Here is a 13981-nt window from a genome sequence, read left to right on the forward strand (position 1 = left end):
AGGAATGCTTGTCGTTATTTGCTGTATGGCAGGGATAGCGGCAGCGGACGAAAAAAACATTCTGGTCACCAGTGGCAGTGATCGGGCGACGCCGATTGCGGTAGTGCCGTTTGGCTGGCAGGGCGGCAGCGTGCTGCCGGACGACATGGCACAGATCATCGGTGATGACCTGCGCAACTCGGGTTACTACGCACCGATTCCAAAGCAGAACATGATCAGCTTGCCGACCCAGGCCAGCGAAGTCATTTTCCGCGACTGGAAAGCCCTGGGCGCCCAGTACGTGATGGTCGGTAGCATTGTTCCAGCCGGCGGTCGCCTGCAGGTGCAGTACGCGCTGTTCAACGTCGCGACCGAGCAGCAAGTGCTGACCGGCAGCGTGTCGGGTAGCGTTGATCAGTTGCGGGACATGTCGCACTACATTTCCGACCAGTCCTTTGAAAAACTCACCGGCATCAAGGGGGCGTTCTCTACGCGCCTGCTGTATGTGACGGCTGAGCGTTTCTCGGTGAACAACACCCGTTACACCCTGCAGCGTTCGGACTACGACGGTGCTCGGGCGGTAACCCTGTTGCAGTCTCGCGAGCCGATCCTGTCGCCGCGCTTTGCTCCGGATGGCAAGCGCATTGCGTACGTGTCGTTCGAGCAGAAGCGCCCGCGCATCTTCGTTCAGCACATCGATACCGGGCGTCGTGAGCAGATCACCAACTTCGAAGGCCTGAACGGCGCTCCAGCCTGGTCGCCAGATGGCACCCGCCTGGCTTTCGTGCTGTCCAAGGACGGCAACCCGGATATCTATGTGATGAACATGGCGTCCCGGCAGATCAGCCGCGTCACCAGTGGCCCGGGCATCAACACCGAACCGTTCTGGGGCAAGGATGGTTCCACCATCTATTTCACCTCCGACCGTGGCGGCAAGCCGCAAGTCTATAAAAGCAATATCAATGGCGGTGGCGCCGAGCGTGTGACCTTTATTGGTAACTACAACGCCAACCCGAAACTTTCTGCTGACGAAAAGACCCTGGTAATGATTCACCGCCAGGATGGTTTCACCAACTTCCGGGTAGCGGCTCAGGATTTGCAGCGCGGTAGCGTAAAAATCCTTACAGACACTAACCTTGATGAGTCAGCTACTGTTGCGCCCAACGGCACCATGGTAATCTACGCCACCCGCCAGCAGGGCCGGGGAGTCTTGATGCTCGTGTCCATTAATGGACGTGTGAGGCTCCCGCTTCCTACCGCTCAAGGCGAAGTCAGAGAACCGTCCTGGTCCCCTTACCTGAACTGACGCGGCGCTACAATGTTTCACTTAACACACTGGGGTTCATTAGGAGTTTCACGATGGAAATGTTGAAGTTTGGTAAGTTTGCTGCGCTGGCTCTGGCCATGGCTGTGGCTGTAGGTTGCTCCTCCAAAGGCGGCGACAATGCCGGTGAAGGCGCTGTTGATCCAAACGCTGGTTACGGCGCTAACACCGGTGCTGTTGATGGCTCCCTGAGCGAAGAAGCTGCTCTGCGCGCAATCACCACCTTCTACTTCGAATACGACAGCTCGGACCTGAAGCCAGAAGCCATGCGCGCTCTGGACGTTCACGCCAAAGACCTGAAAGCAAACGGCGCTCGCGTTGTTCTGGAAGGCAACACCGACGAACGTGGTACTCGTGAGTACAACATGGCTCTGGGCGAGCGTCGTGCTAAAGCCGTTCAGCGCTACCTGGTTCTGCAGGGCGTTTCCCCTGCACAGCTGGAGCTGGTTTCCTACGGTAAAGAGCGTCCAGTTGCTACTGGCCACGACGAGCAGTCCTGGGCTCAAAACCGTCGCGTCGAACTGCGTAAGTAATTCGTCATGCGAACGTGCCGTCGTGCTGTAACTATTTTGGCTCTCAGTCTCACGCCGCTTGCGGCGTGGTCTGCGGTTCCTGTGGTCGATAACAACTCCGGCTATAACAATAGCGGGAGCAGTTATCCGCCAGCGGGTTATGGCACGAACGGCGCCTATGCCGGGGGAGGGGTTTCGACCCCTGTCTCGGCACAGGGCGAGCTGTTCCAGCAACTACAGCAAATGCAGGAACAGATTGCACGCCAACAGGGTGTGATCGAAGTTCTGCAAAATGATGTAGCGCGGATGAAGCAAGAAAGCCTGGAGCGTTACCAGGATCTTGATCGACGCATAGGAAGCGGTGTCGCACCTGCCGCAACTCCTGAGAATTCTTCTGCCGGTGGCGATAACAGCGCTGCCGGTGCCGCTGCTCAGGCGCCAGCCGCCAGTAGCGAACCCGGTGATCCGGCCAAGGAAAAGCTCTACTACGATGCTGCCTTCGACCTGATCAAGGCCAAGGATTTCGACAAGGCCAGCCAGGCCTTCTCGGCATTCCTGCGCAAGTACCCCAACAGCCAGTACGCCGGCAATGCCCAGTACTGGTTGGGTGAAGTGAACCTGGCCAAAGGCGACCTGCAAGGCGCGGGCCAGGCATTTGCCAAGGTTTCCCAGCTGTATCCCAAGCACGCCAAGGTGCCGGATTCGCTGTACAAGCTGGCTGACGTAGAGCGTCGTCTCGGTCACACCGACCGGGTCAAGGGCATCCTGCAGCAGGTGGTGGCCCAGTATCCGGGCACTTCCGCCGCTCAGTTGGCCCAACGGGACCTGCAGCGCATGTAAGTGCGTTGGTCTCCGTTACAAGAAACCCGCGCTTGTCGCGGGTTTTTTCGTTAGAATCCATGCCCTTTTTCTGAAACACGCTTCCTGGGATCTGCGCGATGGCGGGGTTCCTTGAAGTGCCTGACGGAGGCGGACAGCCTGTTTAGCTGTTACGCCCGTGGCGACTATGCAAGACACATTGAGAATCACCGAAGTTTTCTACTCGTTGCAGGGGGAAACTCGGACTGCCGGGCTGCCCACGGTTTTTGTGCGCCTGACCGGTTGCCCGTTGCGTTGCCAATACTGCGACAGTGCCTACGCGTTCAGCGGCGGTAGCCAGCGGACCCTCGACAGCCTGCTGGAGCAGGTTGCCGGTTTCCGCCCTCGCTACGTCTGCGTCACTGGTGGCGAGCCTCTGGCCCAGCCCAATGCCATTCCCTTGCTCCAGCACTTGTGCGATGCCGGCTACGAGGTCTCGCTGGAAACCAGCGGTGCCCTGGATATCTCTGCGGTGGACCCGCGCGTCAGCCGGATCCTTGATCTCAAGACTCCCGGCTCCAAGGAAGCGCACCGCAACCGCTACGAGAATATCGAGCTGCTGACCGCCAACGACCAGGTCAAGTTTGTCATCTGCTCCCGCGAGGACTATGACTGGGCGGTGTCCAAGCTGATCCAGTACGGTCTTGAGCGACGCGCCGGCGAAGTGCTGTTTTCGCCCAGCCACCATGACTTGAATGCACGAGACCTGGCGGACTGGATCGTCGCCGACAACCTGCCAGTACGTCTGCAACTGCAGTTGCATAAATACCTGTGGAATGACGAGCCGGGGCGCTGACATGACTGAACAAGCACAGAACCCATCTTCGAGTGAAAAGCGTGCCGTGATCCTGCTGTCCGGTGGCCTGGACTCTGCCACCGTGGTGGCCATGGCTCGCGCCGAAGGCTACCGCTGCTACACCATGAGCTTCGATTACGGCCAGCGCCATCGGGCCGAGTTGCACGCCGCCGAGCGCGTGGCCCGGGACCTCGGTGTGGTGGAGCACAAGGTGATCGGTCTGAACCTCAACGGTATTGGCGGATCGGCACTGACTGATAGCACCATCGAGGTGCCAGAGGCGCCGGGGGAGGGCATTCCTGTCACCTACGTGCCGGCACGCAACACCGTCTTCCTGTCCCTGGCCCTGGGCTGGGCGGAAGTCCTGCACGCGCGGGATATCTTCATCGGTGTCAATGCGGTGGATTATTCCGGTTACCCGGATTGCCGTCCCGAGTTCGTCGAAGCCTTCGAGCGCATGGCCAACCTGGCGACCAAGGCCGGTGTCGAAGGGCAGGGCTTTCGTATCCAGGCGCCGCTGCAGAACCTCAGCAAGGCCGAGATCATCCAGGCCGGTGTGCGCCTGGGGGTTGATTACGGGCTGACGGTTTCCTGCTATCAGGCAGACGATAGCGGCCACGCGTGCGGCAAATGTGACAGCTGCCGTTTGCGTGCTGAAGGCTTCAAGGCGGCCGGAATCAGTGATCCAACACCTTATTTTTGATTTTTTTCATATAGGGTGTTGAATTCCCGTTAGAAATCAGTATTATACGCGCCACCACACAGCGGGTCGTTAGCTCAGTTGGTAGAGCAGTTGGCTTTTAACCAATTGGTCGTAGGTTCGAATCCCACACGACCCACCATATTTGGCGGTTTAGAAAATCCGGAAGGCCCACGAAAGTGAGGATTTCCGGGTTTTTTTTTGCCTTGAAAAAACCTTGATCCCGCCACTCAGCTGCTCAGCTTGCCTTCTTCTCACTGCTTGAATATCAACTCTTCTGCAGAGGCTGGCCTTTTGCCGGTAGCCGGGCTCATCTCTAAAAACCTTGATAAATTCAGGGGCTTTATCTGAATTCCCCCTTTTTTTCAGGGGTTATCGCTTTAAATTCAGAATAAGTGCGGGGCTCGTTGACAGCGCAAATGCCTCCCGCGTAAATCTTGCCGCCATTGCCGACAGGGGTTGCGTCCCTGGCAAGGAGAACACATACCAGGGTCGGTAACTTCGCAGTCAGCAGGGCTTTGCCCTGCCTGTACGAATCTGTCCCTGAGTCTGTGCGTGAGTCACAAGCCCGGCTTACTCAAGGTGACAGGATGTTCACAGAAGCAGTTGCAATATCCGTTAGGCGCAGTGCCCCCTCCAGCCCTTCCGTCATTCGTGGCAAGGGGTGCTTTCTCTACGATGAGCAGGGCAAATCCTTCCTCGACATGTCCGGTGGCAGCGGTGCCGCCAACCTGGGTTATCAGCGCGATGACCTGGTCGAAGTCCTCAAGCGTCAATCCGAACTGCTGATCCATACCGGTTGGAACATCGACAACCCGCAGCGCCATGAAGTGGTCGCCAAGCTGGAGGGGCTGGTGCCCTATGCGCAGGCTTCGGTGTTTGGCGCGGTCACCGGTGCCGAGGCAATCGAGGTGGCGCTGAAAATCGCCCGCGCCGCTACCGGACGCCAGGGCGTGGTGTATTTCCACAATTCCTTCCATGGCAAGACCCAGGGCGCCCTGTCGGTGACCTCCAACCGCGGTTTTCGCAAGCACCTGGCCGGTGGCGACAGCCTGCAACTGACCGCCCTGGCCCTGGACTATGACGCCGACCAGGACCCGGCCCTGGCCGCCTTGTGGCGTGAGCAACTGGCCGAGGATCTGCGCCAGGCGCAGCAGGCCAATTGCTTGCCCGCGGCGCTGATCATCGAGCCGATCCAGGCGGCGGAGGGCATGTATCCGGTGCCTCTGGCGTTGCTCGAAGCGATTGTCGAACTGGGCAGGACCTTCGGCGTGATCACCATATTCGATGAGATCTACACCGGTTTTGGCCGCACCGGGACGCCGTTTTTCAGCAACCCGCAACTGCTGCCGGACCTGTTGGTGCTGGGCAAGGCCCTGGGCAATGGCTTGCCGATTTCCGCGGTGGTAGGCCGCCCGGAACTGGTGGACTGCCTGGGCTATGCCGAGCATTCCTCCACCTTCACCCTGATGCCGCTGGCCTGTGCCGTGGCTTCCAAGGTGCTGGATATCTACCACCAGGAACAACCCTGGCAGTGGGCGGCGAGCAACGGCGCGTACCTGCGCCAGGCCCTGGAAGGCCTGGGGGGCCAGGACGCGCGAGTGGTCAATGTGCGCGGCCGCGGCATGATGCTCGCCTTCGATTTCGAGGGCCAGGGCCAGGGCGCTGATGTACTGGCGCTGCGCAACCGTCTGCTGGAGCACGGGGTGATCGTGCGCACCGGCGGGCGCAATCCGGCAACGGTCAAGCTGACCCCGCCACTGAGCATCTCCCAGCAGGAAATCCAGGCATTCATGCAGACGCTGCAGGGCGTTTGTCGCTCCCTCTAATAACAACAAGGCAGGGATATCATGTTGCAGGCTTTTACCCGCATGGCGGGTACCGATGTTGCGGGTGTCATCGATGTCCAGGGCAGCCTTGGCTTTGCCGCGCTCGACCAGTTGCGCGAGGGGGTCAGCGCCGAGCTGCAAGGGCTGCCGGAGCCGGTGCTGGCGCTGTATGCCAGCCATGGCCGGGCCATGTATGCGGCGTTGATCGCGGCCTTGTCCGCCGCCCGGCGAGTGGTGTTCATCGACCCGGCGAGCAACCTCGACGAGTTGATGCCGGTGCTCCAGCACCTGGGCGTTAACCTGGTCCTCAATGGCACGACACGGCCTGGTTCACAACTGACCCGTTCCTTGCCGGTGCTCGACCTGCAGCACCTGCAACCCCGGCCCGTGCCCCCTGGCCGGGAATACCCGTTGCGTTGCCAGGACTACGTGATCTTCACCAGCGGCTCCACTGGCGAGCCCAAGGCCATAGTGCAGCGCATCGAGGCCCTGGGCCGGCACATCGACAACTACATCGGCTATGTCGGAATCGGCCCCGGGCAGCGTGTGCTGCAACTGGCTTCCATGGGGTGGGACGCCGGCCTGATGGACATCTTCGCCAGCCTGAAGACTGGCGCCACCCTGTGCAGCCTCAACCCCCGGGAGCATGACTTCGCCGCAGTCGAGGCGCTGATCGCCGAACATGACATCGATGTGTTGCATATGACGGTGCCCTATCTGCGTGCCTTCTACACCGATGCGAGCGCCGTCTATGCCCGGCCCAAGCAACTGGTGATCGGCGGCGAGATCATCCACCCCTCGGACATCCAGCGCTTCAACCACGCCTTTGCCCCAGGCTCGCAGCTGTTCAACGCCTACGGGCCGACCGAATGCACCACCGCGCTCTACGCCCGCATCGACCAGGGGCAGACGCTGCAGGACCCGACCTGGGCCCTGGACCGGCCGGTGGAAGGCGTCACCCTGGACATTGCCCAGGAACCGGGGCAGCCCTACGGCGAAGGGGTGGGTGAACTGCTGCTCTATTCTTCCCTGGTGGCCCGGCGCCTGGACCCGGCCAGCGGGCTGATCGTCGAGCTGACCCAGCCCAGCCCCCTGGACTCGCAGCGCCAGTGCTACGCCACCGGTGATCTGGCGTGCCGCCAGCCCGATGGCGCCCTACGCCTGCTGGGGCGCAAGGATTCCATCGTCAAGATCAACGGGCAGAAGGTCAGCCTGGTCCAGGTGGAATCGGAGCTCAAGGCTCTGGCCCAGGTACGGGAAGCCTGTGTGATCGCCCATCAGGCCGGGGACAACCTGGCCCTGGTGGCCTTTGTCATTGCCCGTGACGCCAGCCTTGGCGAAGACCTCCTGCGTCAGGCCGCCAGGGCCGCACTGCCGGCGCACCGGGTGCCGGCGCGCTTCCTGCTGGTGGAGCGTTTTGCCTTGAACCGCAACAACAAGATCGACCGGCAGGCGTTGGCGCAACTGGCTGCCCGTGCCATGGCGGCGCCGGAGCCGGCACAGGCCGCACCGGAGCCTTTCTGGCAAGCCATCGGCCAGGTACTTGGCGGGCAGAGCCCGGACCGGGCCAAGAGCTTTATCGACAATGGCGGCGATTCGCTGCGGGCCTTGCAAGTGGTTGCCACGCTGAAGAGAAAGGGCCTGGTGCTGGACCTGGAAGAGTTGCTGTCGGATCAGGCCCTGGGGCAATTGCCGGTACACGCGGCGGCGGCCAAGGCCCGGCCCGGGGTTTCCCGGCCGCAGGTCGAGGGCCTGCCCAATCGCCGCTTCCTGCTGAGCCGCGGCATCAGCGACCTGGATCACTGGAATCAGGCCCTGGTGCTGGACATAGCCGCCGGCCAGGAGCCACAGCGAGTCAGCCAGGCGCTGCGGGCAATTTTCCGTCATCACTTTATCGAGGCGGGCGTTCAGGATCAGGGGCTGCAGCCCGCCGGGACGGATCTGCAGCAAGCGGTGCAGCGGACCTGCGCAGCCATCTCTCTGAGCCAGGGGCAACTCTTCTGCTTCAGCCAGCAACAGGATGCCGCTGGCCATCACCTGATCATTGCCGGGCACCAGTTCCAGGTCGATCGCTACTCCTGGATGCTGCTGGTTTCCGAGCTGGACGAATGCCTGGGGCAGGGCCTGGAGTGCATGCAAAGCTGGCCGCGGCCGACGGCCTTCGAGGAGTGGCAGCAGAGCTACCAGCGCGAGCATGCCGCGGCGACCCATGAAGCGTTCTGGGAAGCCCTGCCCTGGGGCCGCTGCGTGCAGTTGACCGGGCAGCGCCCCGAGTTTCCCCGGCGCGAGGCCTTTCGGCGAGCCGAACTGTGCCTGGGGCTGGTCCGCGACCTGCCGCAGTGGGCCCAGGGTGTGGCCGAGACCAGCCAGTTGCTGCTGGCGGCCATCCTGCGCGCCATGAGCCAGAGCGATGACAACCCGTTCCAGAAAGTCCATTTGCTCGACCATGGGCGGGCCCTGGACAAGAGCGGCGCCGAGCTCAACAGCGTGTTCGGCTGGCTGACGGTGATCTACCCCCTGGTGCTGCAAGTTGCCAGCCTGGAGCTGGAGCAGATCGCCAGGGAAATCAAGGCCGGCCAGCAAGCCAGCCAGGGCATTGCCCACAGCTTCGGCAACCGTTATTTCGCCACGCCCGAGGCCGAGCGCCTCAAGGGCCTGTTCGATTGCGGCTACAGCTACAACTTCCTGGGCGCCGTGGAGAACCCGCCCGGGGCCCGGGTCGGCGTGCATCCCTTGAGCCTGCAACTGATGCAGGGCAGCCCCAGCCATCACCTGGAGTTCACCGGCTACCTGGCCGCGGGCGAATTGCTGCTGAAAATCGACTATGACCCGCAGGTCTTCGGCGAAGAACGCCTGGAGTCGCTGCTGATCGGGATCACCGCTGCCTTGAGCTAGAGAAACCTCCATGAACGCCTTACCCGATAACAACAAGAAACCCCGTTCACTGGTCGCCGTGCTGATTTTCCTCGGCTGCCTGCTGATCTGGTCCACCAACTGGATCGCCATTTCGCTGCAGGTGGAACACAGCGATGTCGGCTCTTCGCTGATGCTGCGCTTCCTCATTGCCTACGGGGTGCTGTGGCTGTGGCAACGGCTGTTCGCCGGCCCGCAGCAGCCGGTAACCCGCAAGGCCTACTTGCTGATGGCCGGGGTGGGGGCGGTGTACTTCTATGCCGGCATCGGCCTGGCCTACCTGGCCACCGCTTACCTGGGCAGTGCGCAGATGGCCTGCCTCAGCGCCTTTGTGATTTTCTACATCATCGGCATCAAGCGCCTGTTCCTGCATGTGCCGGTCGCCCTGCACAACCTGCTCGGCGCACTGGTGAGCATCGCCGGGCTGGGGCTGTTCATGCTTGGCGATCCGGGGCGGCCGCTGTCGCTGGCGGGGGTGGCCCTGGGCCTGACTTCCTTCCTGGCGGTGGCCATCGGATCGGTGCTTTCGGAGCACATCCAGAAGACCTGCCAGCTCGGCACCTTGCACATCAACAAGGTGGCGGCCGGCTGGGCCTGCGCTCTATACGCCGTCAGCCTGTTGCTGGGCGGCCATGGCTTGCAACTGCCGGGCACCCTGGCCGATCTCGGCATCCTGCTGTACCTGGGGGTGGTGTGCTCGGCGCTGGTGTTCGTGCTGTTCATCGATCTGATCAAGCGGATGGGCGCCGAGAACGCCGGCTACGTCGGCGTGCTGTACCCCATCGGCGCCAGCTACCTGTCGGTGTGGCTGGGGGAAACGCCCCTGAGCCTGCACCTGATGCTCGGCAGTGCCCTGGTGATGCTGGGCAGCCTGATCAATTTCAAGTTTCGCTACCACCCCGCCCCCAAGAAAGTGGAGTTCAGCTGAATGAGCAATGTACGGATACGCCAGGCCACCACGGACGATCTGATCGGTATTTTCGAGGCCCACCGCAACTCGGTAGAGCGCCTGTGCACCTCTGAATACAGCGATCAGCAGATCCGCATGTGGCTCGATGGGCGCTCCCCGGAAACCTACCGCGAAGCCGTGGAAAAGGGATCGCTGTGGCTGGCCGAGGGCGAGCAGATCGAAGGGTTCGTCGAACTCGACGGCAATGAGGTCAGCAAGCTGTTCATCCGTGGCGATGTGGCCAGGCGTGGCCTGGGCAGCCGTCTGCTGGAGGTGGCGCTGGCTCGGCTGCGGGCCAGCGGTGCCAGCTCGGCCTACCTGGAGGCGACCCTGACGGCCGAAGGCTTCTATGCCTACCACGGCTTCCAGAAGATCGGCGAGGGCACCTTCAGCCGCGGCAACAGCCCGGTGTCCATCGAGATCATCAAGATGGAACGCCCGCTTTGATCTGACCGTCAGCGGCCACTTCAGCACAGCAGGTCTTGCCCGTCCCCGGTTCGCGGGGGCGCGGCCGGCTGCACCCGGAAAACGGCACACGAGGCTTATCCAAGATGACAGGGATGTTATTGAAATTGACGGTGCTCGATCAGAATCTGTGCGCCGGGTGCGGCGCCTGCGCCCTGGTGTGCCCACAGCAGGTGATCGTTTTCGACCCGGACCGGGTGGTGCCGCTGCTGGAGGGCATCGGCGACAGCTGTGAAAGCTGCACCGAGTGCCTGGCGGTGTGCCCGGGGCTGCAGCCGGATACCGATCGCTCCGAACTGGAACTGTTCGGCCGTACCCGCCGCGCCGAAGAGCGCTGGCTGGGGATCAGCCGCCAGGCCATCGGTGCGCGTTCCACCGACCCGCAGATAGTCCGGCGCTCGGCCAGTGGCGGCACCGCCACCACCTTGCTGCTGACCGCCCGGGAGCACTTTGACGTGGACCTGACCCTGACCATGGGCCGTCACCCCGGGCAGGGCTGGCGCAGCGCGCCGCAACTGGGCAGCGCTGCAGCGGCGATCATCAACAATGCCCAGTCCACCTACCAGCTGGCGCCTTACCTCAATGCCCTGCGCGAATGCTACGAACAGCAGCCGGACGCGCGCATCGCCGTGGTGGGGCTGGCCTGCCACGTCCAGGCGATCCGCAAGCTGCAGCGCCGGGACACGGCCATCGGCCACTGGGCCCGCAGCCGAATCATCTGCGTGATCGAGACCGCCTGCTCCTCCAACACCCTGCCGGCCGGCACCCATAGCATCATCAGCGAGGTGCTGGGGCAAGACCCGCAGCAGGTGCGCGATATCAAGTACCGCGAAGGCGATTACCCCGGCCGGCTGCAAGTCACCTTGCTGGACAGCCAGACCTTTGGCATCGATTTCTGGGAGATCCTCGGCAAGCTCAAGGATAACAAGACCTTTCGCTGCCTCAGTTGCGGTGACTGGATGAGCGGGCTGGCCGACGTCAGCGTGTGTGACGGCGACCCCAACATTTTCGAAGCCAGCCTCAACGGTTCCGAAGAACAGAAACACGGCCGCGCGCTGATCCGCACCGAGATGGGCCAGGCCCTGGTGGACAGCGCCATCACCCATGGCCGGCTGGAAAGCTGGGGAGTCGACCTTGGGGGCTTCAACCTCGGCCTTGAACGCAAGAAGAACCGTCGGCGCTTCTATGAAACCCAGCCGCTGGTGTTGCCCGCCGGCCCCGGGGTGGGCGACCACTTCGAGGACGAAGCGCTGGTGGACGACGCCGAACTGATCAACCCCGCCAAATACAGGAGTAGCCCATGATCGATTACCCGGACCGGCCCATCGATTTCACCCTCGGCCGCCAACAGCAAGTCTGGGCCAACATCGACGGCTACCTGCCATCGGACAAGTCCATCAGCCATCGGATGATCCTGTTTGCCGCCCTGGCCCGGCATCCGGTGCGCCTGCGGGACCTGAACCGCGGCAAGGCGGTGACCCTGTTGCTCGATGCCCTGCAGCAACTGGGCCTTGAGGTGACGCCAGGGCAGACGCCCCAGACCCTGGAGATCAGCGGTGAGTTCGCCCTGGCGACCCACGAGCGGCGGGTCGACCTGGGGCCCTCCAGCGCGGCCGCGCGGTTACTGATCGGGATGCTGGTGGGGCTCAATGTGCCGTGCATCGTCGATGGCGACGAAACCCTGCGCAACCGTCCCTTCGACTGGATCGTCGAGCCCCTGAACCAGATGGGCGCCCACCTGGAGTACCTGGGGCGTCCGGGCGCGCTGCCGATCCGTATCCACCAGGCTGCATTCCGCGGCGGCGCGGCGCAGATCCACATCGGCAGCGCCCAGGCCATCAGCACCTTGCTGTTTGCCGGGGTGGCGGCACGCAAGCCGATGTCGATCCGGTACCCGGTGGTGGCCCGGGATCACACCCAGCGCATCATCAACAGTTTTGGCGACCGGCTGCTGGACGAGCAGTTGCAGATCCACTACCAGCCACGGGACTGCGCGATTCCCGAGGAGATCAGCATCCCTCGCGACCCCTCGGCCATTGCCTATCCGGCGGCGTTGTTCCTGCTGTGCAACCGCCACCAGGAGCAGCAGCGTCTGAGCTTCGACAATGTGTGCCTGAACCCTACGCGCCTGGGCTTTTTCAACTGGCTGCTGGCCTGTGGTTTCAACCTGACCCTGGAGGTGGACAGCATTCGTCATGGCGAGCCGGTGGGCCGCCTGCTGCTGCGCGGGGGTGGCCAGCCCAGGGCTCACGACTTGCGCGACAAGCACCAGTTCCACGCAATGATCGACGAAGTGCCGCTGGCCCTGGCCATCAACTGCGTGCTGCCCGGCAGCGCGACCTTCAGTGACCTCTACGAGCTGACCTTCAAGGAGTCGGACCGGATCGCCGCCACCCGCAGCATGCTCAATGCCCTGGGCCTGGACTACCAGGTCGACGGCTACGACGTGCGGGTGGAAGGCGGGCAGGTGCCCAGTGTGCAGGGAGCGATCCCGACTTTCGGTGACCATCGCCTGTCGATGACCGCCCACGTCCTGCTGCTGGCTCACGGGCTGCAGGCCACCATCCTCGAAGGGCATTGCTACCAGACTTCATTTCCAGGGTTTGCCCAGTGCCTGGATCGCCTGACCGGACGGGAGGCCTGATGAGCAGCAGCCGATACACACTCACCGCCTGTGGCGCCGATGGCGTGATCGCCGTGCATGAACCTCTGGCCGCCCTGGCGGCCACTGAAGTGCAGGTGGCGGTGGACTACTCCATGGTCAGCCCGGGCACCGAGCGTCATTACCTGCAGCAGGTACGCGAGAGTGGCGAGCAACTGCCGCTGGGCTATTGCGCGGCCGGGGTGGTTAGCGCCGTAGGGCCCGAGGTGGAAGGCGTGCAGCCGGGGGACCGGGTGGTGGCCATGGGCTGGAAGATTGCCACCCATTCCAACTGGATCCAGGTGCCCCAGCGGCTGGTGTGCAAGGTACCGCCGCCACTGACCCAGGACCAGGCGATTCTTGCCACCCTGGGTGCCACTGCGGTGCATGCGGTGGACCGTGCGCAATTGCAGGCGGGGGAGCAGATCCTGGTGGTGGGCATGGGCCTGGTGGGCAAGATGCTGAGCCTGGTGGCGGCCTGTCATGGTGCGCGGATCTGGGGCGCGGACCTCAACCCCGCCGCCATCGACCCGGGCCTGCCGGTGCAGGTGCTCGACCTGCTGGCCGAGCCGGGGGCGATGGCCGGGCAGTTCACCCGGATCTTCCTGTGCATCGATGCTGATATCAGCGCCTTGTTCCCGCGGTTGCTGGCCCTGCTCAGTCCGCAGGGCAACGGGGCTGGCCGCTCGCGGCTGGTGAATGTCGGGCGGGTCAGCCTGACCCTGGAGCTCTCGCCGCAAATGGGCAACATCGACATCATCAACGTGTCCCGCTGCGGTAACGGTTACCGCGACGATGCCTACCATCACGGGCGCAAGAGCGTGCAGTGCCCGGCAGGGGAAGCCACGGTGGAGCGCAACATCGCTCGTTGCCTCGACTACCTGGTGGCCGGCAAGGATTGGCTGAAGCACTTGCAGCGGGTCGAGATGGACCTGGGGCAGGCGTTGGCGCACTACAACGGCGCGGCGTTCTTCGCCCCTGGAATCAACCTGATCAAACACAGGGAAGCGTGACG

The 13981-nt window shown here is 63.0% G+C and carries 12 protein-coding genes and 1 tRNA gene; all 13 read left to right on the forward strand.

Annotated elements, in window-relative coordinates:
- The first annotated feature begins 4 nt into the window (after nucleotides 1–4).
- A complete protein-coding gene (gene tolB / locus AC1RGE_RS18710) occupies nucleotides 5–1285 on the forward strand; it encodes a Tol-Pal system beta propeller repeat protein TolB (protein ID WP_015636767.1) in 1281 nt (426 codons plus the stop codon).
- Between the two features lie 53 nt (nucleotides 1286–1338).
- A complete protein-coding gene (gene pal / locus AC1RGE_RS18715; RefSeq protein ID WP_003227510.1) occupies nucleotides 1339–1836 on the forward strand; it encodes a peptidoglycan-associated lipoprotein Pal in 498 nt (165 codons plus the stop codon).
- 6 nt (nucleotides 1837–1842) lie between these two features.
- Nucleotides 1843–2655 (forward strand): tol-pal system protein YbgF, encoded by an 813-nt coding sequence (gene ybgF / locus AC1RGE_RS18720; protein WP_011063012.1) that lies wholly within the window; start codon nucleotides 1843–1845, stop codon nucleotides 2653–2655.
- A 166-nt stretch (nucleotides 2656–2821) separates the two neighbouring features.
- Entirely contained in the window at nucleotides 2822–3469 is a 648-nt protein-coding gene (gene queE, locus AC1RGE_RS18725) for a 7-carboxy-7-deazaguanine synthase QueE (RefSeq protein ID WP_011063011.1), read from the forward strand.
- A gap of 1 nt (nucleotide 3470) precedes the next feature.
- Nucleotides 3471–4172: a 7-cyano-7-deazaguanine synthase QueC gene (queC, locus tag AC1RGE_RS18730; RefSeq protein ID WP_011063010.1), complete on the forward strand. Its 702-nt coding sequence runs from the start codon at nucleotides 3471–3473 to the stop codon at nucleotides 4170–4172.
- 63 nt (nucleotides 4173–4235) lie between these two features.
- Nucleotides 4236–4311 (forward strand) — tRNA-Lys (locus AC1RGE_RS18735).
- 448 nt (nucleotides 4312–4759) lie between these two features.
- Entirely contained in the window at nucleotides 4760–5998 is a 1239-nt protein-coding gene (locus AC1RGE_RS18740) for an aspartate aminotransferase family protein (protein ID WP_065365363.1), read from the forward strand.
- 21 nt (nucleotides 5999–6019) lie between these two features.
- Nucleotides 6020–8893, forward strand: coding sequence for an AMP-binding protein (locus tag AC1RGE_RS18745; RefSeq protein ID WP_492584809.1), 2874 nt, complete (start codon nucleotides 6020–6022; stop codon nucleotides 8891–8893).
- A gap of 10 nt (nucleotides 8894–8903) precedes the next feature.
- Nucleotides 8904–9839 carry a DMT family transporter gene (locus tag AC1RGE_RS18750; RefSeq protein ID WP_125062103.1) on the forward strand — a complete coding sequence of 312 codons (936 nt, stop codon included), beginning with the start codon at nucleotides 8904–8906 and terminating at the stop codon, nucleotides 9837–9839.
- On the forward strand, nucleotides 9840–10307 hold the full coding sequence (locus AC1RGE_RS18755) for a GNAT family N-acetyltransferase (protein ID WP_019094547.1): 468 nt from the start codon (nucleotides 9840–9842) through the stop codon (nucleotides 10305–10307).
- 113 nt (nucleotides 10308–10420) lie between these two features.
- Nucleotides 10421–11629, forward strand: coding sequence for a Coenzyme F420 hydrogenase/dehydrogenase, beta subunit C-terminal domain (locus tag AC1RGE_RS18760; protein WP_011062905.1), 1209 nt, complete (start codon nucleotides 10421–10423; stop codon nucleotides 11627–11629).
- The gene (locus AC1RGE_RS18765) at nucleotides 11626–12969 is read left to right on the forward strand and encodes a 3-phosphoshikimate 1-carboxyvinyltransferase (RefSeq protein WP_072442692.1); all 1344 of its coding nucleotides are present in this window, start codon (nucleotides 11626–11628) and stop codon (nucleotides 12967–12969) included. The genes AC1RGE_RS18760 and AC1RGE_RS18765 overlap by 4 nt, the downstream gene beginning before the upstream one ends.
- Nucleotides 12969–13979, forward strand: coding sequence for a zinc-dependent alcohol dehydrogenase (locus AC1RGE_RS18770; RefSeq protein ID WP_492584811.1), 1011 nt, complete (start codon nucleotides 12969–12971; stop codon nucleotides 13977–13979). The genes AC1RGE_RS18765 and AC1RGE_RS18770 overlap by 1 nt, the downstream gene beginning before the upstream one ends.
- Nucleotides 13980–13981 lie beyond the last annotated feature (2 nt).

The sequence above is a fragment of the Pseudomonas sp. GW823-FHT02C05 genome, from assembly GCF_058797595.1.

Coding starts and splice junctions, on each gene's coding strand:
- AC1RGE_RS18750 (WP_125062103.1), top strand. CDS start 8,904: ATGAACGCCTTACCCGATAACAACAAGAAACCCCGTTCACTGGTCGCC.
- queC (WP_011063010.1), top strand. CDS start 3,471: ATGACTGAACAAGCACAGAACCCATCTTCGAGTGAAAAGCGTGCCGTG.
- AC1RGE_RS18760 (WP_011062905.1), top strand. CDS start 10,421: ATGTTATTGAAATTGACGGTGCTCGATCAGAATCTGTGCGCCGGGTGC.
- tolB (WP_015636767.1), top strand. CDS start 5: ATGCTTGTCGTTATTTGCTGTATGGCAGGGATAGCGGCAGCGGACGAA.
- pal (WP_003227510.1), top strand. CDS start 1,339: ATGGAAATGTTGAAGTTTGGTAAGTTTGCTGCGCTGGCTCTGGCCATG.
- AC1RGE_RS18770 (WP_492584811.1), top strand. CDS start 12,969: ATGAGCAGCAGCCGATACACACTCACCGCCTGTGGCGCCGATGGCGTG.
- queE (WP_011063011.1), top strand. CDS start 2,822: ATGCAAGACACATTGAGAATCACCGAAGTTTTCTACTCGTTGCAGGGG.
- AC1RGE_RS18755 (WP_019094547.1), top strand. CDS start 9,840: ATGAGCAATGTACGGATACGCCAGGCCACCACGGACGATCTGATCGGT.
- AC1RGE_RS18745 (WP_492584809.1), top strand. CDS start 6,020: ATGTTGCAGGCTTTTACCCGCATGGCGGGTACCGATGTTGCGGGTGTC.
- AC1RGE_RS18765 (WP_072442692.1), top strand. CDS start 11,626: ATGATCGATTACCCGGACCGGCCCATCGATTTCACCCTCGGCCGCCAA.
- ybgF (WP_011063012.1), top strand. CDS start 1,843: ATGCGAACGTGCCGTCGTGCTGTAACTATTTTGGCTCTCAGTCTCACG.
- AC1RGE_RS18740 (WP_065365363.1), top strand. CDS start 4,760: ATGTTCACAGAAGCAGTTGCAATATCCGTTAGGCGCAGTGCCCCCTCC.